Source organism: Maribellus mangrovi (assembly GCF_037646455.1).
Lineage (GTDB): Bacteria > Bacteroidota > Bacteroidia > Bacteroidales > Prolixibacteraceae > Draconibacterium > Draconibacterium mangrovi_A.
In genome coordinates this window covers 535,271-559,640 of the sequence record NZ_JBBIXN010000003.1, presented here as the reverse complement: position 1 = coordinate 559,640, position 24,370 = coordinate 535,271, and the positions used below count along the sequence as shown (strand labels likewise).

Genomic DNA, 24,370 nt, shown 5'->3' with positions numbered 1-24,370 from the left:
TTAATTTTTCCGGTAATATGAACACCCACGAAAAATACATGAGCCGCTGCATTGAGCTGGCAAAAAAAGGAGCAATGGAGGTTTCTCCAAATCCGATGGTGGGCTGTGTGCTGGTGTACGGCAACAAAATTATCGGGGAAGGATACCACGAAAAATATGGCGAGACACATGCTGAAGTGAACGCCATTCGCTCGGTGAAAGACAAAAAGCTACTCAGGAAATGTACCTTGTACGTTTCGCTTGAGCCCTGCGCCCATCATGGGAAAACACCTCCCTGTTCCGACCTGATCGTTGAAAAACAGATCCCAAAAGTGGTCATCGGCACCGTCGATCCATTTGCGGAAGTGGCCGGGAAAGGAATTGAGAAACTTGAAAACAATGGCATCGATGTTAAGCTGAATGTATTAAAAGATGAATGCCTGGAACTAAACAAACGGTTTTTTACTTTTCACGAAAAGAAGCGCCCTTTTATTCTGCTTAAATGGGCGCAAACGAGTGATGGTTATATCGATATTGACCGGAAAGCACAACACTATGGCGAACCGACATGGATCACCGGAACAGACGCATTGATAAAGGTACACCAAATGCGGGCTCTCGAAGATGCCATTTTGGTGGGCACCGGAACAGCTGAAAAAGACAATCCGTCGTTAACCGTTCGTTTGGTTGAAGGGAAAAATCCATTACGAATTATCCTGGACAGAAACCTGAAACTTTCTCCGCGACTGAACCTCTTCGATAATTCCACTGAAACACTGGTGATCAACTCTATAAAAAATGAGAAAAAAGGGAACACCGAGCTCGCTAAAGTAGATTATTCTCTAGAAATTCTGCCACAGATTCTGGAGTTACTTTACAAAAAAGAAAAATTGTCGTTGATTGTTGAAGGCGGTCGGAAACTGCTCCAAAGCTTTATCGACCGCGGCTTATGGGATGAAGCACACGTTTATAACGGCGATCTTGATTTTAAGGCCGGCGTGAAGGCACCAAAATTAAAAGGTGAGATTGTATCGACCGAAATAATTGGCAAAGATTTCTTACAGATTTTCCGAAACTCCGATCAGGGATCGTAAATGGAAGGGCCGTGTGGAATAATCTTGATTTTCAGCACATTTTCAACATACATAAAATAATAAAACAGCTTGTGGTTCATGTCGAAACCATAATCTTCGTTTGGATCGTAACCAACAACCGGCTCGAAATGCCAGTCTTGCCCGGCCCGTGCACATTTTGCATTCCACGCGGTAACATACTGGTGGTTCCAGCTTTCGTAATACTGTTGCGAGCGGTACTTCGATGGCTTATTATTCAAATCGTACCAATTCTCGAATTTTAGGTCGAAGGTCTCAACATCGTACTCTGTCGAATCCTCCAACCCTTCCGAACTGTCATTTTTTGTAACATTCACCGCCGACTTCTGAGTGGAGCAGGCAGCTACAAAAACGATCAGTGCCAATATCAGTAGAAACTGTTTCACTTTTTTACCTGTTTTGCTTTTAAACCTATACGAATTAACGACAAATATTGTTTTTATTGTTCAAAATTATGACATTTATTCTCTGTCAAATTTCGAAACATGTTCGATTGGAATCAATTTTCGGTCTGGTTTTATCTGCTGTTTCTACTCACCGCCATCCCCGTGGGTTTTATGATCGTTCTCGAGAAGCGTTCGCCATACAAAACAGCAGCCTGGATAATGTTGCTTATTCTTATTCCAATTCTTGGCGTACTTTTCTACCTCATCTTTGGCCAGGAATACCGAAAACGAAAGATGTTTTCGATTCGCGGACTTAAAACACTAAAATCGTTACGGATAAACAGCTCGAAGCAACTACGCGATTTTGAGAATTCGCCATACAATCAAGAAACAAAAGCGCACGAAAATATAATCCGCTTGCTTCTCAGTAATTCGAATGCCCTGCTCACATCGGGTAACCAACTCGAAATTTTAAAAGACGGAAAAGCCACCTTCGAAGCCATTTTTGAGGCCATTGAAAAGGCCAAACATCACGTTCACCTCGAGTATTACATTTTTGCCGAAGACAACATCGGAAACCAACTTACAGATCTGCTGATAAAAAAACGCAAGCAGGGAGTTGAAGTGCGTATTATTGTGGACGATGTGGGAAGCTGGAGCCTCAAAAAAAGTTTTTTCAGAAGGCTACGGGCAAATAACATCGAAATTTATCCTTTTATGGAAGTGCGGTTTCCGCGCCTGACTTCGCGAGTAAATTACCGCAACCACCGAAAGATTATTGTCATCGACGGAAAAACCGGTTTTATTGGCGGGATCAACATAGCCGATCGCTACATCCGCGGGCTCAAAAAACTGGGTCCCTGGCGCGATACGCATTTAAAAATTGTTGGCGATGCCGCTACCAGCCTGCAAATTATTTTTACTGCCGACTGGTATTTTGTATCGGGCAAAAAGCTGGAAGACAAAAGCTATTTACCCGTTTTTTCTGAGGCTCCCGGAACGCCGGTTCAAATTTGTGCCGGTGGCCCCGATTACGATTGGGAAGGCATTGCGCAGGCTTTTTTTGCTTCCATTGTAAACGCCCGTAAAAAGGTTTTTTTGGTCACTCCGTATTTAATGCCGCCACCTGCCCTGTTACTGGCTTTAAAAACGGCAGCATTGAGCAATGTAGATGTACGGATCATTATCCCCGAGAAATCGGATGCCCGGGTGTCGCAATGGGGATCGTATTCTTACGTAGAAGAATTACTTGAAGCAGGTGTGAAATTTTACTTTTATAAAAAAGGCTTTATTCACAGCAAATACATGGTTGTTGACGATTGTCTGGCAACCATCGGAACCAGTAATTTCGATTTCAGAAGCTTTGAAACCAATTTCGAAACGAATGCATTTGTTTACAGTCGTGATTTTTCATCGCAGCTCGAAAAGCATTTCCTGGAAGACCAAAGCAACAGCCAGAACATCATTCTCAGCCAATGGCGAAAACGTGGTTGGTTTTTTAAACTGCGCGAATCGCTGGCACACATTATCAGCCCGATGTATTGATACTGGATGTTGGATTCTGGATACTGGATACTGGATACTGGATGTTGGATATTGATTCTTCGAAATTGATTATTGGATCTTCGATTCTGGATATCGGTCACTGAACGTCATCCCCTCTACTTTTACCTTTTCACTTTAGCTTTCTAATTATTTTCCCACATTTTAACGAAACGTGCCCCGTGGGGCGAAGTTTGTGCCCCTACTTTTTTGCTTTGTGCCCCTTGGGGATCGTCTTGCGCCCCTTGGGGATGGCCATATGAAAACGGGGGCGCATTGTGTACCCCTTGGGGATGAATCCTTGCCCCCTGGGGATTGCTTTGCGAAATCGGGGGCATGCTTCGTGCCCCTTGGGGATCGTCCTTCGCCCCTTGGGGAGGGCTTTCTGAGAACAGGGGCGCATTGTTTGCCCCCCGGGGAAGACTCTGTGCCCCTTGGGGACTGACCTTTTCTAAAATCTATCTTATATGCTTTAGTCGGGGGAATAAATTAATTACCCCCTAGTAACAACATAATGATTATGATTTTTTCATGATTGGGTTATTTAATTTCGAAGTTGATTTGAAATTGCTTATTCTTTATTACAAATTCTTTCTTTCCAGTTGTATAGTGAAAATCTAAATTTAATTTTGTGTAATATCTCCCAATATCTAATGGTTCTCTACTTTCGCTAATACACAAAGGATATGTTTTTACACTTTGAATCTTTTCCCAAGGACAAATGATAGATATCTCCTGATCTGGTTTAGATGTGAAGTTTGTTGTTTCAACTCTATAATAACACCAAGTACCAGTATATGGCTTTCCTTTATCTGTGTGATTTAAGTCATTTATTTGGATCACACGAAAAAATTCATCATTTATAAACTCAGACGTAACAGTAATGGTGTCTGTCGTATGATTTGTAAAAGAAAACTGAAAAGTAAAATTCTCTCCTTCGTTAAAAACGGTAGCGAATTCGCCGGCCTCGTTTAAGAGGCAAAATTTAAATTCAATGCCATTTACTTCTTTTTGTATTATGGCATTTTCATCGCCTATTTGTAGTTCAAACAGGTCTTCGTCGTCCTGGCAGCTTGCCCCGATTAAGGCAAATATCATAAAAATAAAACTGATTCTTAAAGTTGTTGATTTCATTTAATAAGTATTTTTTTGTTCGTAAAAAGCACAGAGTACTTTAAAAAATATTCTTAAGAATTAAGGACTGAAAAAGAGCGCATTTAAAAGGTCGGATTTCTGTTGCCCTGTCAACGTGTTTTTTTTCGGGAGACACAGCCTGGCTACCACCCAAATGTGTTGTTTTGTTTTCTGTGTATTACGAGGTATTCATGATTGGTTTTAATTTTATGTTTATGGAATTAAGATGTTAAAAGGGTAAAAAGGGTTGCGTTAAAACAATTTTTAGGCTTATGATTATTAACAGGGTAATAGGAAACTTGCCATTTGTTTCTTATCAGATGCTGGTTATTCGATTCCGATACTATTTCCCCAGTGCGGAGAATGAAAACTGATACTGAAAACCTGGAACTAGTATAGTAAGGCCATCAACAGCTAAAACGGCAACTTCCCCAAATCAAGATTACCTCCTGACAGAATAATTCCCACTTTTTTATTCTGAATATCCACTTTCTTTTCGAGAATGGCGGCCAGCGGCACTGCTGATGATGGTTCGATGATGATCTTCATCCGTTCCCAGATCATGCGCATAGCTTCAACAATCGCTTCCTCCGAAACCGTAACAATAGCATCCACTTTATCGAGAATGATCGCAAAATTGCGTTCTCCCAGTGAAGTCAATAAACCATCGGCGATAGTTTTAGGCTGGACCGAAGGTACAAGTGTTTTGGAATAAAACGAACGGTATGCATCATCGGCTCCTGCAGGTTCGGCAGCAATCACTTTGCATGTTGGCAACAAATGTTTTGTTGAAATGGCAGTCCCGCTCAGCAAACCTCCGCCGCCAACCGGTGCCATAATCAAATCAAATTCACCTTTATCTTCTATTAATTCTTTGGCGGCTGTTCCCTGCCCGGCAATCACATAAAAATTATTGTACGGATGTACTTCCGTTGCACCGGTTTCTTTAATAACCTCTGCCAGCGTGCTTTCGCGTGCCTGTAATGTAGGTTCGCAAAACGTGATGTTAGCACCGTAACCAGCCACTGCTTTTCTCTTGATCTCGGGCGAGTTCGATGGCATTACAATATGTGCGGCAATTCCCCGCATTCGTGCAGCCAGTGCCAGCGCAGCTGCATGGTTCCCCGACGAGTGTGTGGCAACACCTTTTTTTGCTTCTTCTTCCGATAGCGAAAAAACTGCATTGCATGCTCCCCTGAATTTAAATGCCCCTACTTTCTGCAAATTTTCGCACTTGAAATATAACTCGGCCCCTACAATGGAATTGATGCCCGAAGACTTCAGAACAGGAGTTCGGTGAGCGTATTTTTTTAACAGTTCGTGGGCTTTTTCAACATCGGAATACGCAGGCAAATCAATCATAATTTTAGCTTAATCTGGTCAAAACTTCTTTTTCCAGTTTTGGAATGTGGTTTTTGATAATCGCCCATATAATTGAACAGTTAATATTGTCGTAAGCATAAATAATGCGATTTCGAAGGCCTATTATTTGATGCGTATTTTGTAGCGCATTTCCTAATTGAAGTTTATTGTATTTATTTGCGGCTTCTCCAATAATCCCTAGCTGTCGCTCGACTGCACTTTGAGTTTTCAAATCACCGACATAATCTTCAAATGTCGTTATGTCTTCCATAAAACTTTCTATCAGCTTAATAGAATACAGAATATCATCGAGGTATTTCTTACCTTGAAGCGTCATAAATTAACACTTTTGATTCTTCAATACTTTGTCTTAAATATGGATTACGAATAACCGGGTTAGCAAGTAAATCTACTTTCCGTTTAAAAAAGGCTTCCAGTTTATCCCACAACGACAGTAATTGTTCCCCTTTTATCAGCGGATCTGCTTCATCGATATCGACCAGTAAATCGATGTCGCTGTTTTTCGTATCAAAGTTATTAGATACGGCCGATCCAAAAGCAAAAAGATTTTTCACCCCATGCTCGTTGCACAACTGATAAAATGTTTGTTTATCCCTATTTATGAGTTCTTCAATTACCATAATCCAAAGATAAACTAAAATACTGATTTTTTATTTCTCCTGATCGCGACTGAACTTTTCGTTTAGCAGATTATAATCGGTATTGTATATGGAAACACTTGAAAGCTCTTTGATACGCTTTAATCCTGAGATGTACAGATAAACAACAAAAGCTACAAAAACCACGGTCAGCCAGGCAATGCCTGTAAAAAGGATGAAGTCGTAAATGCCATGCAGTAACAAAGGATATAATAAGGCTTTGCGTTTTAATGCTGCGCGCTCTACTTCATAAAATCGGGCAAGCCCAAAATAAAATCCCATGGTCACTCCGAAAATAGCATGCGCCGGAACAGCTGTAATGGCTCTTGTAATTCCAGTTGACATGCCCCCGTTCATCACATAAAGGACATTCTCAACGGCAGCAAATCCGAGCGAAACATAAACGGCATATACAATACCATCGAACTTTTCGTTAAACTCCGAACTTTTCCAGATGAGCAGATAAAGTGCAATGTATTTGAACAATTCCTCGGAAAAGGCAGCCACTACAAATGCCTGATAAGCGGCTGAAATGTAATGCGGGAAAGCGTTGGCATAGCGCGCTAAAAAGAATTCGAGCAACATAATAGGAACAACAGCTAGTGCTCCGGCCAATAAGGCAAAGATCAACAAACGTATGGGTTCTTTTTCGTATTTATCGCGGAAATAAATGTAAGCAGCGATAACGAAAACAGGCGCCAACGAAAGGATCAGTAGATTCATGTCGGGTCTTAATTAAGGTCTTTAAAAAAGAATGCTTCAACACCTACTACGCCGGGTCGGATTTTAAATACTCCTCCGGCATGTGGAAACATCTCCAGTTCTTCTTTGCTGGTTGATTCACGCGCTGTTGTAATGTATAAAGTCCCCAGATCTTCGTCGCCAAAAGAACAGGATGTTACATTTTTTGCCGGCACTTCAATTTTTCGGATCAGCTCGCCGGTTTCAGGATTAAAACACCCCACGGCAGAACCACCCCAAAGTGCTACCCACAGGTTATCGTCGGCGTCGATGGTCATCCCGTCGGGCGCACCAATTCCGGCCGGAATCTCAACCGCTACCTTTGGATTGGAAATTTCACCGCTGGCATCATCGTAGTCGTACGCCATCACTTTCATGGTTGGAGTGTCGATGTAGTACATTTTTGTTTTATCTGCCGACCATACAATCCCATTGGAAATGCTAACCTGGTCAACCATAAGATGAATGCTACTGTCGGGATCGAGCCGGTAAAGTGCTCCCACTTTTCCTCCGCCAACGGTGCTCATGGTACCTGCCCAAAATCTTCCTGACGGATCGCATTTACCATCGTTAAAGCGGTTGTCGGGCTTGTCTGCTTCCGGATCAACAATCAGCTGCTTTGAACCCGTTTCCGTATCAAAAGTATAGATGCCATTTTGTAGTGCCACCAATACTTTTCCCGACTCGGTCGGCACAACCGTTCCCACCATTTGCCCAGTAAACATTTCTTTATTATTCCCGGTACGCGGATTGTAAATATTCAGAATCTCGCCCTTAATATTTACCCACATCAGTTCACCAGTTTTATAATTCCAAAGTGCGCCCTCTCCCAGTGTTGACTGAGTATCGAGCACCAGTTGTACCTCGTCCGATTCCTGTGTTGAACAACTCATTAAAGCGATCAAAAGCGAAAGGGTAAAAAATATTCTTTTTGTCATAATTAAAATTGACTTGTAAATTACCAGATTTTCTGTTTATTCAACGTGTCAACACTCAAATGCTTCGGATCAGCTCTTTCATGATCAGCGTCATTTTGGGCTCAGCCTTCATGGCCACTTCCTGCACTTCTTCGTGCGAGATCTCAACAATTTCGCCCGGTACGCCGCTATCGGTTACAATCGAAATTCCAAATACTTTCATGTCCATATGCACGGCCACAATCACTTCCGGAACAGTTGACATTCCAACTACGTCGCCACCCAGAATACGGAACATTTTGTACTCGGCCGGAGTTTCAAAAGTCGGTCCCGAAACACCCACATAAATCCCTTCCTTCACATCTATATTATGCTCGAGTGCTATAAGCTTGGCTTTATTTCGCAGCCGTTTATCGTAGCACTTGCTCATGTCGGGGAAACGTGGTCCCAGCTCGTTGTTGTTATTACCACGCAAGGGATGTTCGGGGAAAAAATTGATGTGGTCGTTGATCACCACAATCTCACCCACTTTCCAGTCGGGATTAAGTCCGCCACTGGCATTGGAAACAAACAAATGCGAAACACCCACATATTTCATTACCCGAACCGGGAACGTTACTTCTTTCATGTTGTAGCCTTCGTAATAATGAAAGCGGCCCTGCATGGCCAGCACCTCGCGTTCGCCCAGTTTACCGTAGATCAGGCGTCCGGCATGGCCATCTACCGTGGACACCGGGAAGTCGGGAATTTCGGTGTATGGAATTGAATCGATGATCTCGATCTCTTTGACGAGTCCACCAAGTCCGGTTCCCAGTACTATTCCTACTTCAGGACTTGCCTGAATTCTTTCTTTTATGTAGTTCGCGGTTGCTTTTATTTTCTCCAACATAATTCAATATTTTCTTGTTAAACGACTTCTTTTCTTCCTCCAGGAATTGCACCTTAACCGGCAGGTAATAGAGCTGTGTCTTCAGATTTTCACTCAATTCCATGTTCTTTAAACGCATCACATCCTTTTCGGTTGTAACGATGATCTTTTTTCCAGCCGGAATCGCTTCAAAACGATTTTCGATTGTCTGAAGATCGACGGCTGAATAATCGTGATGATCGGGAAATGTAATTGTTTCGATCTGGTCGGAAAACTGTTTCAGGTAGTTGCTCATCAACTTTGGCGATGCAATTCCTGTAAGCAGCAAAATGCTGTATTTTTTATCCTCGTAAAATGGTTTCCCCAAACGTTTTCCACCAAATACCGGCACCAGTTTTGCATATTCAAGCTTGGTAAAATATAGCTTTTGGTAGGGCAGCAAATTAATATCGTTTTGTAAAATGCGACGCATGATGGGTGTAACCTCATCGGGGCATTTGGTAAAAATAATAATGTTGGCCCGACGCGCCTGGTATCTTCCTTCGCGCAGCCGGCCGTATGGTAAAAGGTGATCGTTTTTGATCTGACGGTTGTAATCGATCAGCAGAATATTAATCCCCGGTGAAATGCGACGGTGCTGGAAGGCATCGTCGAGAAGTATGACATCGGGCAAAGATGTATCGTTGGAAATCAATTGTTCAACACCCTTCACCCGGTTTTCGCAAACCGACACGGTAACCTCCGGAAATTTGGTCTTGATCTGTAAAGGTTCGTCCCCGGTTTCTATGGCTGTTGATGTCGTTTCTACCAAACGAAAACCTTTTGTTTTACGCTTGTATCCGCGGCTCAAGGTCGCCACGTTGTATTTATCTTTCAGCAGGCTGACCAGGTACTCGACATGTGGCGTTTTACCTGTACCACCGACTGTAATATTCCCGATAGAAATAACCGGAACATCGAATTCGTGCGATTTTAAAATGTTAAGATCATAGGCACGGTTCCGGAGCAATACACCGATACCGTACAACCAGGAAAGAGGATAAAGTAAGATCTTGAGCATGAAACGGATTTCTATAAAAAGCTAAATTAATAAAAAAGGATGCAACAATTGCTGTTACATCCTTCTTCTTATGGTGAGAACAAATTAGTTCACATAAATATCGTAAGGCAGGCGGGCATAAATTCCGTTCATGCTGCTTATCTTTTTAAAATACTCGTAATAACGGTACTTCTCGCCGAGTTCGTTTATCAGAATACGTGCACGTACATTGTCACCTCCCATTTTAAAAATCTCTTCGAATGGATTGGGTAGAGTTGGTAAGGATACTGTGCGGTAATTTTCCAGTCCTTCCATTTCGGCAGCCAAAGCAATGGCATCTTGCAATCCGCCAAATTCGTCAACCAAACCAATTTCTTTGGCCTGCTCAGCGGTCCAAACACGACCCTGCCCGATCTCGTCAACAGCTTCTTTTGTCATTCCGCGACCTTCGGCAACATGCGAGATAAAGGTATCGTAAGCATTTTCGACACTCTTTTGCCTCATTTCCTTTTCAAAACTGTTCATTGGACGTGTTAATGTTGGAATAACCGTATTTTTATTCGTTTTTACTTCATCGGTAGAAATGCCGAGTTTATCATGAATCAATTCTCCGGCATTTGGAACCAACCCAAAAACACCAATCGAACCGGTGATGGTATTCGGACTGGCTACAATTTTATCAGCCGGACAGGAAAGATAATATCCTCCGGAAGCAGCATAATCGCCAAACGACACCACCAAAGTTTTAGTTTGGGCAGCCAATTTTACTTCGCGCCAAATGGTTTCAGAATCGAAAGCCAGCCCGCCAGGCGAATTTACCCGAAGGACAATAGCCTTGTATGAACTATCCTGACGCACTTTACGAATTTCTCGTCCCAGTTTATCACCTTCAATTACCTCATCTCCTGTTATTGAGAATCCGATCTCTCCGGTGGCATAGATCACTGCAATTTTATTACGACTGTATTTTTTAGTCTTGCCTTTTACAGGAGCGTTGGCATAATCTTTCACCCCGATCATTGGAATTCCTTCGGTTCCTTCTATTCCTGTAATCTCACGCAGGTCGTCAAGAACCTGATCTTTGTATTCTATCGCATCAATCAAGCCGTTTTCAACAGCAGTCTCTGCCATTTTAAAAGTTTGAACTTCATCAGCAATTTGGTTTAGTTCTTCTACTGAAAGTCCCCGCTCTTCAGAAATTCCTTTTAACATTTGGTTCCATAAGTTATTCAGGTAACTCATGGTTTGCTCTCGGTTTTCCTCACTCATTTTATCCAACAGAAACGGTTCAACAGCAGCTTTGAATTTACCATGCCGCACAACCTCCACTTCAACACCAATTTTCTTCAGTGCATTTTTGTAGAACATCATTTCGCCACCCAATCCACGAAAATCGATCGCAACCTCTGGATGGACCACAATTTTGTCGGCAACTGTAGCCAGATAATAGGCTTTTTGCCCCAGCATCATTTTATCGGCACAGGCATAAACCGGTTTGTCGCAACTGTCTTTAAAAGCTATCAGTGCATTTCTGATCTCTTCTACCGAAGCCATTCCACCACTGATGCTTGAAAGATCGAGATAAACACCTTTAATGCGGTCGTCGTAAACGGCTTTTTCAAGAGAAGTTAAAATATTATCGAGACCAATTGTTTTCACGCTCGCAAACATGGAAGGTAATTCCAGATCTTCAAAAGGATCGCTCTTCGACCGGTCGACCAGTGATCGATTGAGGTCAATGAGCAACATGGAGTTATTCTCAACCACTACTTCCTTTTCGGTAGAAGCCACAATGGCTCCAATTACCATAAACATGATTAAAGTTCCAACGATAGACACCGCAATGATCCCCACAACGGTAGCCAGTACGTACTTAAAAAATTCCTTCATTTTGTATTGTTGTTTTTATTTTATCTCTTCAATTAATTTGTTCTTGTTCACTCAAGCCATGCAAAAATCAGAACATTTGCCGTTTAAGTTTTCTATTTTTGCTAAAACGATTTCTTTAGATGAATTCGTAGGGCTTTTAAACAGTTTATTACAAATATAAAATTATGCACAAGGTTTTTCTTGGAATTGGCGGAAATATTGGTGACAAACACCATAATTTCATGCTGGCAGATCAACTGATTGAAAAGAAGTTGGGAAAGATCTCCAAAAAATCTTCAATTTACGAGACGCCGCCCTGGGGTTTTCATTCCGAAAATTTATTCTGGAACCGTGTAATTTGCATTGATACGCAGTTGGAAGCTGAGGAATTATTGTGGCGCATTAAAGAAATTGAAGATTCGTTTACCCGAAAATCAAGTATAGAACGCTATACCGATCGCGAAATGGATGTGGACATTTTATATTTCGACGAGGATTTTTATGAAAGTAAGAATCTGATCATTCCGCATCCGCGCATTCATGAACGTAAATTTGTGCTGGTGCCACTGGCCGAAATTGCCCCCGTCTTTAAACATCCGCTTCTACGCATGACCAGTCTGACACTTCTGGAAAACTGTAAAGACAAATCGATTATACGTAAAGTTGATGTTCCGGAGGAATCCTGAGGCAAAAAAGGCAGATAATAGAAAAGACTGCCTGCAAAACCTAAGCTTATGAAAAACTATGTTTCTTTCCTGCTTTTGTTCTTCCTCGTTCAAACGGGGTGTAAAAAAAATGATGAGCTTGTACTCACCCGCAATGGCAGCAGCGATTATGAAATAACAACAACTACAAATACCGATGGCAAGATATTAAAAGCTGCCAACGAACTTCAGTATTATCTTCAGGAAATTAGTGGAGCAGCGTTTCCCATTGTAAATAATGTGAATCCTGACAAGCCGGCTATTATTGTCCGGATAGATTCCACGCTACTCTCAGAACATACTGTTTCTTATGCGGCGGATGGCAAGGACATTATTATTTCAGGTGGAAATGCGGAAAGTACTTTGTACGCCGTGTACGAATTCCTGGAAAAAGAACTCGGCTGCCGGTGGTTTTCACCCGAAGTTGAGAAAATACCTTTAGTGAATAAACTGTCGGTCAACCTGCCACTAAACTACCGGTATACACCCGACATAACTACACGCACGGTTCACTCACGCCTGTTTTACGAAAACCCGGATTTTGCAGATCAACTAAAAGTCAGCCATGAAGCATTTCCCGATTATGTGCCCATCGCACGAGTTCACACGTTTCACCGGCTGGTTCCGCAGGAAAAATTTTTTGACAGTCATCCTGAATATTATGCATTAAGAGACCAGGAACGCCGACACACTCAACTTTGCCTGAGTAATGAAGAGGTGCTTCATATTGTGATTGATTCGGTACGAACCTGGTTTGAAAGATATCCCGACCAGAAGGTTATTTCGGTGAGCCAGGACGATAACACCCAGTATTGCCAATGTGAAAGCTGCAGTAAAATTGATGAAGAGGAAGGTTCGCCCAGCGGCTCGATGATACGTTTTGTGAATGCAGTTGCCAAAGAATTCCCCGGTAAAACCATTTCTACGCTGGCCTACCAGCACACTCGAAAGCCCTGTAAAACCAAACCTTTGGAGAATGTAATGATAACTTTATGCTCGATTGAGTGCGACCGCAGTGCACCGATCGAAGAAAAATGCAGCGATTTTGCCGAAGACCTGATGGGCTGGAAAAAACTTACCGAAAATATACGCATCTGGGATTACACCACACAGTTCACCAACTTTCTGGCACCGTTTCCAAACCTTGAAACGCTGGGACCAAATATCCGTTTTTTCAGAGCCAACAATGCCCGATGGATTTTCGAGCAACACAGTCATAATCCCAGCGAATTATTTGAACTGCGCTCGTGGCTAACCGCAAAATTGCTGTGGGATCCCGACCTGAATACCGACGACCTGATCACCGAATTTGTAGATGCATATTACGAGGAAGCCGGAGTTTATGTGAAACAATACATCGACAAAATTCACGATGAACTGAAAAACGACCCTGATTATTTTCTGTATTTGTATGGCGATCCGTCGCAGGCGTTTCATTCGTTTTTGAGTCCGGAACTGCTAAAAACCTACATGGACTTTTTTAATCAGGCGGAGAATGCGGTGGCCGCTAAACCGGTGGTGTTAAAGCGTGTTCGTGCATCAAGAATAAGTACTGATTACGCGATGCTTGAAATGGCCAGAAATGGAATGTCGCCCGAATTTCAGTTACTGGAGGGAGACAGTATATCTAACAAGGTGCAGAACACTTTGAATCGCTTCAGAAACACATGCAATTCTTCCGGCATCAGCCTGATGAATGAAATGGGTTATACTGTGGATGAATACCTGGCCGCTTACGAAAATGTGCTGGCACGGGCATCGCAACCGAACCTGGCACGTGGAAGTAAAGTAAGGTTGCTAACCGCTCCCAAAAAATATGCGAATGAAGACCCGCAGGTACTTACCGACGGTGCATTTGGCGGCAGTAGCTTTTTTGCCAACTGGTTGGGTTTCGAAGGGCACGACATGGAAGCAATTATCGACCTGGATGAACAAAAGGAGTTCAGTCGTATTTCCATCGCGTTTTTGCAGGTTACCAATCACATTGTTTTCTTTCCGGAAGAAGTCACATTTCTGTGTTCGGCGGATGGCAAGTCTTTCAAAAAACTGGGGACAGTTGCCACACAATATCCGATCAGCCCCGAAAGTAAAAAGAATGACATTGAATTGTTTGAAGTAAAACACCAAGCTGTTGAAGCCAGGTTTATAAAAATTATGGCAAAAAATGTATCGAAAGCACCCGAATGGCACAATGCCTCGGGACTGCCGGTTTGGATTTTTGCCGATGAAGTGATCGTGAATTAACAGGTTTGGTTACACATCCTCCAGGGACTTTAAAAATGCATTATTCCCGGGGCGAAAGAAATCTGTAAGGCTTTGGTTTAACAGTTCGAGGTTGGATCGCTGATAACGCTGAATGGTTGCGTCGAGTAATTGCCGATACGACTCAGAAACGCTGTACTTGTCCTCGTCAATTTCCTTTAGAAAAATGTACCAATCGTGGTCGTCACCCAACTGATCGGTAATGCCATGCAGATTTTCAAGAAGCGTTCCCGGAACCGCCACCTGCCCGGGATGCAGAAATTCGAACTGATAATAAAGGACCTTCATCTTTTTGCGCAGTTCGTGGTACTCTTCCGGGTGATATTCCTCCAATGAATCTGTAAACAGCTCTCGCGCCTTTTCAAACGAAAGCCTGAGTTCAGCAGCAATATCAATACTAAAATCCGAGTCGGGCAATTTGTCAAGAAATTCGTGCTGCCCGCTTTGCATCTGTTTTCTGATGGCCTCAAATACCGACTCGCCTTTCGTGATTTCAAGCAAACTACGCTGGTTTTCGTCAAGCAGTTGCTGTTTTAGCTCCTCTGCTTCGGGCAAAGCAAGGTCGACATTTTCGGCACAAAGTGTTTCAAAAAACTGCAAATTAACAGTGGTTTCACGGGCCATTGTAAGCAGTCTGGCAAGGTCCTTCATCGGATGACGAAAAGCCTGAACTTCTTCCTTCAATATATCGGGGAAATACCGCAACAAGGCATTTATTCGTTTAAATGATTTACGGATTTCATGCACTTTGATTTCCGGCGATACATCTTCCGAACGGCAAAGATCTTCCACCCGGAACATGTGTCCTTCCAAAACCGAAATCAGGCGATGTTTTTGTTCTTTATCCATACTTACTTTTTGCTACGATAACCAGAATTTATAGATACAAAAAAAGCTGTCATGATCTGACAGCTTTCTGAAAATATCTTTTTAAATCCAATTAGTTGATGATGTCGAATCCGGTAAATGGAACCAACACCTCAGGAATTTTTATTCCCGCCGGCGTCTGGTTGTTCTCGAGCAAGGCAGCAACAATTCGCGGTAAAGCCAGCGCGCTTCCGTTAAGCGTGTGTGCTATTTGTGGTTTTTTCACTCCTTCTTCCCGGAAACGAAGTTTCAAACGGTTAGCCTGGAACGCTTCGAAATTCGAAACCGAACTTACTTCGAGCCACTTTTCCTGTGCAGCTGAATACACTTCAAAATCGTAAGTCAGTGCCGAAGTAAAACTAATGTCGCCACCACACAAACGCAAAATGCGATAAGGTAATCCGAGTTTTTGAACCAGTCCTTCCACATGAGCTACCATCTCGTCAAGCACTTCGTATGATTTATCCGGATGTGCGATCTGTACAACTTCTACTTTATCAAACTGGTGCAGACGGTTCAATCCACGTACATCTTTGCCATACGAGCCGGCCTCGCGACGGAAACAGGCACTGTAGGCTGTATTTTTATAAGGCAGATCTTTGGCATCCAGAATCACATCGCGGTAAATGTTGGTTACCGGTACTTCTGCTGTTGGGATCAGGTACAGATTTTCAGCTGTAATGTGGTACATCATGCCTTCTTTGTCGGGCAATTGTCCGGTGCCAAAACCCGATGCTTCGTTAACCGCCAAAGGAGGTTGAATTTCTTCGTAACCTGCCTTCGATGCTTCGGCCAAAAAGAAGTTGATCAGTGCACGTTGAAGCTGTGCTCCTTTCCCACGATAAACGGGAAATCCTGCACCGGTAAGTTTCACCCCCAATTCAAAATCGATCAGTTTGTATTTTTCGGCCAGTTCCCAATGCGGCAAGGCTTTTTCGTTCATAAGCGGCATCTCGCCTGCCGATTTTATGACTTCGTTATCTTCCTCTCCTTTCCCCGGGGGAACAGACTCGTGTGGTAAATTGGGAAGTTGTACCTGCAAATCGTAAACCTTTTCTTCGATTGCCGCAAAATCAGCATCAAATTGTTTGATGTTCTCCTTTAGTTCAGATGTGCGTGCTTTGGCAAGATCGGCCTCCTCTTTTCTTCCTTCACGAAAAAGCTGTCCAATTTCTTTCGAAATCTGGTTCATTTCAGCCTTTGCTTTATCAGCCTTCCCCTGCAGGATATTTTTTTGTTGGTATAATTCGATTATTTCGGAAACAATGGCTGATGCATCGAAATTCTTACGTTTTAGCTTTTCGATCACCAACTCCGGATTGTCCTGAATAAACTTTAAGTTGAGCATGTCTAATCCTTTTTTTCTTGATGCGCAAATGTACAAGTAAAAGTTTAAAGTTCAGAGTTCACTCTGTGAAATAAGTCCAAGACTTAATGCGATGCATTATTTCACAGGGTTAAGAGATTACAACACGATATAAAAGTTTAAAGAATAGGTTGAAAATAATTCCTCCCGACAACATAAATCGTTCACCGAATGTATCATTTGTGGCATTCAAAGATTTATTTGGGGTCGCCTGATATTCACCTTCCAAGCTAACTTTGTAATCATCGTAACGACCTGAATTCATGTCTCTTATTATTAATCTAAAATGTTTTCATCATGAAAAAGAAATTTACAGGTATTTTAAGCATCGCAGCAATTCTGGTGCTGACCGGACTTTTATTTATCAATGCAAACAATAAAGATGAGCGTAAAGCAATCATCCGTCTTCTTGAAAATGAACGTCAAACATTTAACGACAACGATTTTAAAGCCTATTCCGACAACTGGGTAAAAGATGAAGAATCCAAATTTATGGTTTCAGGCATGGAATATTATTATGTTTTCGAAGGTTGGAACGAAATAGGAAAAGGATTCCAAGACCACATGGCCTGGAAAAAGGAACACAATGTGAAAACCTATGAAGATCCAAAAGATTTCGAGTACAACCACATTGTTGTAGATGATAATATGGCCTGGGTAGATCTGACTCAGTACGATAAAAATCGCGAAGTCAAGGATCAACGAACCTATATTTTGCAGCGCGTAAACAATGAGTGGAAAATTAAGAATATCAATATGATTGGGGTAGATTCGTATGCCGAAGGCAAATTCGTGGTGAATGCCAACAATGCACCTGAAGTTACGCATGTTAATCTGAATGATTTTCCCAAAGACAAAGTATTCCCAATGATAGAAGGCTGGGGCGGAATGTGTGTTGATATCAATAATGCACCTGCAGGAACCGAATTTACGCCGCTCCTTGAAGGATTGAAAAATGATCACTGCCAGGTTCCTCACTGGGGTTATGTGGTAAAAGGAGCTATTCGGATGGATTACGAAGATGGAACTTCGGAAGTTTTTCGCGAAGGTGAAGCTTTCTATATGAAACCCGGCCACACCGGCGGTGTTGAAGAAGACCTTTTACTGGTTAGTTTCGGGCCGGAAGAAGGGATACGACATTTGGTTGAACATTTTGAAAATAAAGTGGCAGAAATGCAGAAACAATAAAGTGCCTCGAAGTAACAAACAGGAAAAATTCATAACTGCCTGATGAACAAATAATTCAACGGGCTGTTATGAATTTATCCCCTTCAGGTTTAACCTTAAAATGAATGCTATGCCACTCTTCATGGATTACCACATTGCCCCCGGTGTCACTATCGAAGAAGCCAAACAATCGCACATGCGTGACCTTGCTGTTCAGTCGAAATACAATGTCAAGTATCATCAATATTGGGTGAATGAAGAAGCCGGTATGGTATTTTGCCTGATGGAAGGACCGGATAAAGAATCGATTATGGCCACCCACCGCGAAGCAAATGACCTGCACACCTGCAACATTATCGAAGTGACCGGCGGCATGTACTCTGCTTTTATGGCTTATGGTCAGGAACTTGATGACGATATCGTAATGAAGAATCCTGAGCAGCCCGATACCGGTTATCGCTTTATTTTAACGCTCGATATTATATCGCTCACCTCACTAAAAGAGAGCATTAATTTTGACAAACTAAAGTTTCCTGAAAAGCCCAGGCAGAAAGCCAGTGATATACTGCGGCGATACCAAGGGCGCATCCTGCAACAATTGCAGAACGATTGCCTCATCGCTACTTTTTACACGCCCGAAAGCGCGGTGCAATGTGCCGTTGCCATAAAAAATGAGTTCAACAAAAAAATTGAGGAAGATGAGGAGAGTGGCTGGAACATCAAATTCAAAATGGGAATAAGCGTTGGTCAGCCGGTTACTGAAAAAGAGAACACCATTTTTGAGAAAGCACTTGAACAAAGTTACCGACTGTGCAAAATTGCCGACGACGGAGAAATTATGTCATCAATACTGGTAGGAAAGTTGAGTGTTTTTTGTGACCAGGAAATAGAGAACAAGACACTTAAGGTGATCAACGAAGCTGAACAAAATTTCCTCGACAGGCTGTTTAACATTGTAGACACCAATTATCCGGATGAAGCTTTTAATGTGGAGATCCTGAGTAAAGAAATCGGCGTCAGCAGGCCTCATTTGTATCGGAAAATAAGGCATCTGACCGGCACATCGCCCATTGCATTTATACGCGACCTGAGAATGAGTAAAGCACTTAGCCTCATCAAACAAAGAAAGAAAAACATTACTGAAATAGCACTCGATGTTGGTATGAACAATCCTTCGTATTTCGCGAAGTGTTTTCACGATAAATACGGTATTCTACCCTCGCAGGTGGCCGTTTAGTGCTATGCCTTCCTTTTTTAAATACAATTCCAAACGGAAACTTATTGAAACAAAAAAGCCCTTGCCAAACGACAAGAGCTTTTAATATCTTCTTCAGGATTTAATCCTGTAACTGTCTGAATTAAGCCAAACCTTTGGCTTCTTCGATCCATGGTTGAGGATCTTTAGAAGCATAACGGCTTCCTGCAGCTTCCAGTACTTTCTGAATAGCTTCAACCGAAGCAGCAGCAACTTCAGCATAAGTGGTAAATCCACCTTCAGCTAAAATTTCAGCCAATTTTGGTCCAACACCTGTCAGTTTTGTCAGGTCGTCGGCTTTAGCTTCAGCTTTTGGAGCTTCTTCTTTTACTTCCGGTTTTGCTTCAACTTTTGGAACCTCGGCTTTTGGAGCAGCTTTTTTTGCAGGAGCTTCAGCAACTGCAGTTGCTACTTCAACAATCGGGTCAACTGAAACATATGACCGGTTTTTTCTTTTCTTTCTGAATACAACAGTTCCGTCGGTCAATGCAAAAAGAGTATGATCTTTTCCCATTCCTACATTTTCGCCCGGATAGTGTTGTGTACCACGCTGGCGAACTAATATATTACCAGCTTTTGCAAACTGACCGCCGTAGATTTTTACACCCAGTCGTTTACTTTCCGATTCGCGTCCGTTCTTCGAACTACCTACACCTTTCTTATGAGCCATGGTAAATTTTCTTTATTAATTATCCAACAATGGTTTCAACCTGAATTTGAGTGAACTGCTGACGGTGGCCGTTCATTTTCTGATAACCTTTACGGCGTTTCTTTTTGAAAACCAAAACTTTGTCACCTTTTACATGTTCCAGCACTTTGGCTGTTACTTTCGCACCTTTAACGGTGGGGGTCCCAACGGCTACTTTACCGTCGTTGTCTACCAACAATACTTTATCGAAATCAACCGAGTCGCCTGCTTCGGCTTTCAGTTGGTGAACGTAAAGCTTCTTGTCTTTTTCAACTTTGAATTGCTGTCCAGCAATTTCAACAATCGCGTACATAATTTCACTTTTAATGTTTACACCGTCAGGCGGATTTCCCGTTGGAATTCACTTATTTGAGCCTGATCGATTCAAAATTCGGACTGCAAAAGTAGTTAATTTTAGATAATTGGCAAATTAATACTGTTTTATTTCCAATTGTTAATCAGCGATTTTTTCGACCACGATCAGAAAATCGATTTTCCGTGAACCTCCGTAGATTTGCACCAGGGTAGTTCGGGCTATATTTGGGATTATTGATACCACTTCGCCTTTCAGTTTGTTCAGAAATGATTCCAGTATAAAGGGATCTTTTTCCAGATCTATTTCCAAACGGTGCACTTTGTATTTCATAACATTTTTATTTAAAGTTCAACTTGCTTCTTTAAATACACATTACTGTAAATCAGCATCCTTACTACTTCACCTTTTTCATTTCTCAAAAATTCAATTTCGTTCTTACCAAATTCATCCATCCACAAACCGGCAGCATTTTTTTCGGGGAGACTGATTACCTTTTGTGCAAGTGGATCCTTAATTTTCAGAAGCCCATTCTCGTAAAACACTTTAAAATCGGCCTGCGCCTGGGCAAACCAGTAATTTCCTACGAGCGGTCTAATCTCTTCGGGCACTTCAGAACTTATGCTGTCCTGTTCAAATTTTTTACCAAGTGTACTTACTTGTTGCAATTTCATTTTTGCAATATTCCCGTACAGATCATTTTCGAATGAGAAATTTAGCTGCCTGGTCATTTTCGGGTAAAATACACCATTTTCGTCAGGTAGATCCAAAGCCAGCATAGGGCCATCGGGAATATTTACAGTCAGGCTTCCATCCTGGTAGAGGATCTCGAAGGTGGCGTTTCTTTCCTCAAAGATATATTTTCCAATGTACTTTTGTAATTCCTCCGGAACTTCCAAAGTAACATCTCCACTTCCCAATTTATATTCCAGAATCTTCATCTCTTTTGGATTAAAGGATGTACTTTCCCCAAGCCTGATATGTCCCGCATCTACAAAATTGAATTCCTGCGCAGTTGCATCAACGGCCACCCAGCCGTCATCGCCCATATAAACTTCTGTCCAGGCATGCTGACCAAAACTACCGCCCAAATAGGGTGTGTACATGCAACCAATTGAAAGACGTGCGGGAATTCCAACCGCCCTGCAAAAAGCTGCCAGTAAGCGCGAATGGGAACCGCATTCTCCTTCGCGGGTGTTATAGGTATTGATGGCAGAAGTCCCTCCCGGTACTGCTCCGTGAATGTTTTCGCCAACCCAGGTACTCAATTTCACAACTGCATCCCATGTATTTTCTGATCCTTCAGTAATTTGCTTTGCTTTAACAACCAAAACCGGGTGGTCAGATTCGATCAGGCTTTCAGGATCCAGATATTTTTTTAGTTCTTCTTCATTAAATTCAGAAGGAAAATCAGATGCATTTTTTCCATAATAATGCTGCTTTTCAATTTCGAAAATCCCTTCGATTAAATTGTTCGTGACAGTTCCCACAAATTTTTGTCCAGTGAAATTGAGGCTTTCAGCAGTGATCCACTCTCCTCCAGAAACTATTTTGGCTTCTACTTTCATGTAAGAAATATCGGGGACATTCGAAATCATTTTATCGACTTTAGCGAACAGCATGGATTCCATATCAACCGTCTGAATTTTCTTTTTCACCGACTCATCCGCCAGATAAATATTTCTGCCTGCCACCTCTAATTTTACCAGAAAACTGTGCTCGTTTTCCAACCATAGTTTTGTAACTGTTCCTAGCTCGTGGTTTACTTCCTCCAACACGGTAGTATTAAACTCTTTACCAATCAGTTCAAGTGTTTCCGTCCCAATACGTTTGTATGTTTTGGAAGCTACGACTCCTTTTATATCGTCAAAAACCCAATAAGTCTTTTCATTTTCTGCTCCTTCGATAAAATCTCTCATTAGATGCGGATAGCTGATTGAATTCTCAACGACTACCTCATCTTCTAATTCTATCTTTCGCAGTTCTCCATTTCTTGAATTGGTAAAATAGGCTTTTCCGCTTTCGAACTTTGTAAAGGCATACACTTCAGCAGAGGTGGCTACCACGTGTTCAGTAGAAACCGGTTCATCCGTTTCAGGATCGATCAGAAATTCATTTTGAACTTTCATATCTACTCCACCTCCGAGCACAGAGAGTTTAGCCAGTATATTTCTTTTCAATACCAATAATTCCCGACCATCCTTTTGAATAGTTGCAATTTCCGATTCAGCGTAACCGCAAAGCACACCGTTGATTTCGACAGCAAAAATCTCATATTCAGGCAAGTCTTTTACCGACTGCCCTGCTGCGGATGCTACAAATATTGTGAACACCGCCAGCACAATTAAAAATTTGTCAATTGTTCTCATGGTTCAAAGTATTAGTTGAAATTCTAATGTTATTGTTCAGGTTCGGATTTAAGCTTCGAAACCTGCTTCTTTTCATTTATTAATTTAATAGCCTGTTTGGCATAAAATCGTACATCCCAGTCTTCATCATCAGTAACTTTTCCCAGGTAAGGAACTGCATCATCAGGCAGGGAATCAAGCAGCATATACACCACTTCGCGACGAACATTAGGATCTTCATCTTCCAAATATTGATACAGGTACGGCTTCGCTTTTTCAAGATCAATTCTCATCATTGACTTTAATGCTGATATTCGATAGTACCAAAAGTCATCGTTAAGATTCTCTTCCAGGTAAGGCATGATCTCAGCGCAACCAATATTCGAGAGCGCTTCAAGTAAAACATTAGCTTTAACCACTTTACTCCCATTGTTAAACATGCTAAATAATTTGTCCTCTGCCTGCTTTGCTTTTAAACTTCCTAAACTTCTGACCGCCGCTTCTACTATTCCCGGGAGTGTATCATTCAGCGCATTTAATAAATCAGGAATTGCTTCCGGAACGTGGTATGCACCGGCTGCCTGAATCGCATATCCTCTGACATCAGGATCTGGATGCTCCAGCAGTTCATGAAATGCCGGATAGGTTTCGGGCCCCATTGACAAAAGCTCAGCAAATGGCTGCAATGATCGGTATCGGCGCGGCTGCTCCCTGGTTATTTCTTCAATCAGCAAATCCTCCTTTTCCTTTTGATAGGGTTGTACTGACAAAGTATTATGGTTTTCAGCCGGCTGCAAATCAACCCAGAAAAGCGAAAGAGCCATTAAAAGAACTGCGTAAACAGTAAGCGTCAACCCGATTTCTTTTCGGTTCTCCGGACGTCTTTTACGTATCAGTAAAAGCATTGGGAACTGAACAATTTTTCTCAAGATGCCCGGAACGGGAAATAAAAATGGCGTTCGTTTTCTGTACTCGTCATAATCCTCACCGGATTCTTCACTCATCTTTAATTCTTCGAGGAAACAAATACCGACAATTACCACTGTTGACAGAAGCCAGGGAAGCGTTCCGTACCAGCCCCAGCTTTTTTTCATTTGGTTGATAGAGGGGCCAAAAAGCATTAAGCCGTAGCTCCAGATTATCCATCCTAAATACTGAGGGTGCCTCGAATATTTGTAAATCCAGTGTTTCGCTACTTTATTGTCGGTAAAACGTACTTTGATCCAGGCAAATACTCCCAATACAAAAATCAGGGTGCCGGAAATCATAAACATGTAGACGATGAACTGATGAGCGTGCCAATTAAAAAGATTAAAAAACCACATCAATATCCAATACGGAATCAACACCACTTTTCCCAAATCGATCGTCGAAAGAGAAATCTCCTGCAGCGGGAAAAAAATTACGTTGAGTAAGCCGAGCCCGGCCAGGTAGAACATGCTGTAAGCAAAAGTGGCAAAAACCGGAAGGAACAGTGCAATTCCTCCCACCCAAATAAAGCTGTTCTTTTTGGTTGCGAATCCAACAATGATCATCAAGAATATCAATCCCAGACAGATGTACCCAATCCATCGAATGGCAAACACATCAAAAAACAAATCAATTTTGTCTGAATTGTAAGCAGGATCAGATTGTGGTGTCCCGATATGCGTTTGAAGAAATTTGTCAAGCAATTGCGGAATTTCGATAAAGGCAAACATCAAACCAAGAGAGAACACCACTGCAAGCAAAAATAATCCGGTGTTTTGAAATAGTTTTTTGGGTTGAATGCGTTTCATGGCTCACTTTTTTA

General features: G+C 42.1%; 23 protein-coding genes. 6 read left to right on the top strand and 17 right to left on the bottom strand.

The features are described 5' to 3' along the window. The first annotated feature begins 17 nt into the window (after positions 1-17). Positions 18-1,073, top strand: a complete 1,056-nt coding sequence (gene ribD, locus WFY05_RS15200) for a bifunctional diaminohydroxyphosphoribosylaminopyrimidine deaminase/5-amino-6-(5-phosphoribosylamino)uracil reductase RibD (RefSeq protein WP_340113749.1) — start codon at positions 18-20, stop codon at positions 1,071-1,073. Here ribD and WFY05_RS15195 read toward each other — a convergent pair. Continuing rightward, positions 1,061-1,477, bottom strand: coding sequence for a DUF6146 family protein (locus WFY05_RS15195; RefSeq protein WP_340113748.1), 417 nt, complete (start codon positions 1,475-1,477; stop codon positions 1,061-1,063). The genes ribD and WFY05_RS15195 overlap by 13 nt on opposite strands. Before the next feature lie 99 nt (positions 1,478-1,576). On the opposite strand from WFY05_RS15195, the gene cls reads away from it, so the two are divergent. Further along, a complete protein-coding gene (cls, locus tag WFY05_RS15190) occupies positions 1,577-3,022 on the top strand; it encodes a cardiolipin synthase (protein WP_340113747.1) in 1,446 nt (481 codons plus the stop codon). A gap of 537 nt (positions 3,023-3,559) precedes the next feature. On the opposite strand, the gene WFY05_RS15185 is transcribed toward cls, so the two are convergent. From WFY05_RS15185 to sppA, 9 genes are all read right to left on the bottom strand, one after another. After that, on the bottom strand, positions 3,560-4,153 hold the full coding sequence (locus WFY05_RS15185; protein ID WP_340113746.1) for a hypothetical protein: 594 nt from the start codon (positions 4,151-4,153) through the stop codon (positions 3,560-3,562). Positions 4,154-4,567: 414 nt separating this feature from the next. After that, positions 4,568-5,515, bottom strand: a complete 948-nt coding sequence (locus tag WFY05_RS15180; RefSeq protein ID WP_340113745.1) for a pyridoxal-phosphate dependent enzyme — start codon at positions 5,513-5,515, stop codon at positions 4,568-4,570. Positions 5,516-5,519: 4 nt separating this feature from the next. Further along, positions 5,520-5,852, bottom strand: a complete 333-nt coding sequence (locus WFY05_RS15175) for a HepT-like ribonuclease domain-containing protein (RefSeq protein ID WP_340113744.1) — start codon at positions 5,850-5,852, stop codon at positions 5,520-5,522. Continuing rightward, complete coding sequence (locus WFY05_RS15170; protein ID WP_340113743.1) at positions 5,836-6,156, bottom strand: nucleotidyltransferase family protein; 321 nt, start codon at positions 6,154-6,156, stop codon at positions 5,836-5,838. The genes WFY05_RS15175 and WFY05_RS15170 overlap by 17 nt, the downstream gene beginning before the upstream one ends. A 30-nt stretch (positions 6,157-6,186) precedes the next feature. Next, positions 6,187-6,897, bottom strand: coding sequence for a PrsW family glutamic-type intramembrane protease (locus WFY05_RS15165; RefSeq protein WP_340113742.1), 711 nt, complete (start codon positions 6,895-6,897; stop codon positions 6,187-6,189). An 8-nt stretch (positions 6,898-6,905) separates the two neighbouring features. Continuing rightward, positions 6,906-7,853, bottom strand: a complete 948-nt coding sequence (locus WFY05_RS15160; protein ID WP_340113741.1) for an SMP-30/gluconolactonase/LRE family protein — start codon at positions 7,851-7,853, stop codon at positions 6,906-6,908. Between the two features lie 55 nt (positions 7,854-7,908). After that, the gene (locus tag WFY05_RS15155) at positions 7,909-8,721 is read right to left on the bottom strand and encodes a purine-nucleoside phosphorylase (RefSeq protein WP_340113740.1); all 813 of its coding nucleotides are present in this window, start codon (positions 8,719-8,721) and stop codon (positions 7,909-7,911) included. After that, a complete protein-coding gene (lpxK, locus tag WFY05_RS15150) occupies positions 8,660-9,760 on the bottom strand; it encodes a tetraacyldisaccharide 4'-kinase (protein ID WP_340113739.1) in 1,101 nt (366 codons plus the stop codon). Before lpxK ends, WFY05_RS15155 begins: the two co-directional genes overlap by 62 nt. Positions 9,761-9,844: 84 nt before the next feature. Then, positions 9,845-11,629 (bottom strand): signal peptide peptidase SppA, encoded by a 1,785-nt coding sequence (sppA, locus tag WFY05_RS15145; RefSeq protein ID WP_340113738.1) that lies wholly within the window; start codon positions 11,627-11,629, stop codon positions 9,845-9,847. Positions 11,630-11,793: 164 nt separating this feature from the next. On the opposite strand from sppA, the gene folK reads away from it, so the two are divergent. Beyond that, entirely contained in the window at positions 11,794-12,294 is a 501-nt protein-coding gene (gene folK / locus WFY05_RS15140) for a 2-amino-4-hydroxy-6-hydroxymethyldihydropteridine diphosphokinase (protein WP_340113737.1), read from the top strand. A gap of 48 nt (positions 12,295-12,342) precedes the next feature. Then, complete coding sequence (locus WFY05_RS15135; RefSeq protein WP_340113736.1) at positions 12,343-14,556, top strand: glycoside hydrolase family 20 protein; 2,214 nt, start codon at positions 12,343-12,345, stop codon at positions 14,554-14,556. 9 nt (positions 14,557-14,565) lie between these two features. Here WFY05_RS15135 and WFY05_RS15130 read toward each other — a convergent pair whose 3' ends face one another. Then, positions 14,566-15,423: a CHAD domain-containing protein gene (locus WFY05_RS15130; RefSeq protein WP_340113735.1), complete on the bottom strand. Its 858-nt coding sequence runs from the start codon at positions 15,421-15,423 to the stop codon at positions 14,566-14,568. 91 nt (positions 15,424-15,514) lie between these two features. Continuing rightward, complete coding sequence (gene serS / locus WFY05_RS15125; RefSeq protein WP_340113734.1) at positions 15,515-16,789, bottom strand: serine--tRNA ligase; 1,275 nt, start codon at positions 16,787-16,789, stop codon at positions 15,515-15,517. A 315-nt stretch (positions 16,790-17,104) separates the two neighbouring features. Here serS and WFY05_RS15120 point away from each other — a divergent pair, with 315 nt between their 5' ends. Continuing rightward, positions 17,105-17,995: a cupin domain-containing protein gene (locus WFY05_RS15120; protein WP_340113733.1), complete on the top strand. Its 891-nt coding sequence runs from the start codon at positions 17,105-17,107 to the stop codon at positions 17,993-17,995. A gap of 109 nt (positions 17,996-18,104) precedes the next feature. After that, the gene (locus WFY05_RS15115) at positions 18,105-19,211 is read left to right on the top strand and encodes a nickel-binding protein (protein WP_340113732.1); all 1,107 of its coding nucleotides are present in this window, start codon (positions 18,105-18,107) and stop codon (positions 19,209-19,211) included. A 121-nt stretch (positions 19,212-19,332) separates the two neighbouring features. Here WFY05_RS15115 and rpmA read toward each other — a convergent pair whose 3' ends face one another. From rpmA to WFY05_RS15085, 5 genes are all read right to left on the bottom strand, one after another. Next, positions 19,333-19,899, bottom strand: a complete 567-nt coding sequence (gene rpmA, locus WFY05_RS22320) for a 50S ribosomal protein L27 (RefSeq protein ID WP_437127411.1) — start codon at positions 19,897-19,899, stop codon at positions 19,333-19,335. Between the two features lie 19 nt (positions 19,900-19,918). Continuing rightward, a complete protein-coding gene (gene rplU, locus WFY05_RS15100; protein WP_340113731.1) occupies positions 19,919-20,230 on the bottom strand; it encodes a 50S ribosomal protein L21 in 312 nt (103 codons plus the stop codon). Positions 20,231-20,371: 141 nt separating this feature from the next. Beyond that, positions 20,372-20,563: a hypothetical protein gene (locus WFY05_RS15095; RefSeq protein WP_340113730.1), complete on the bottom strand. Its 192-nt coding sequence runs from the start codon at positions 20,561-20,563 to the stop codon at positions 20,372-20,374. A gap of 11 nt (positions 20,564-20,574) precedes the next feature. Next, positions 20,575-22,599, bottom strand: coding sequence for a transglutaminase-like domain-containing protein (locus WFY05_RS15090; RefSeq protein WP_340113729.1), 2,025 nt, complete (start codon positions 22,597-22,599; stop codon positions 20,575-20,577). Between the two features lie 29 nt (positions 22,600-22,628). Continuing rightward, entirely contained in the window at positions 22,629-24,356 is a 1,728-nt protein-coding gene (locus tag WFY05_RS15085; RefSeq protein ID WP_340113728.1) for a HEAT repeat domain-containing protein, read from the bottom strand. Positions 24,357-24,370: the final 14 nt, after the last annotated feature.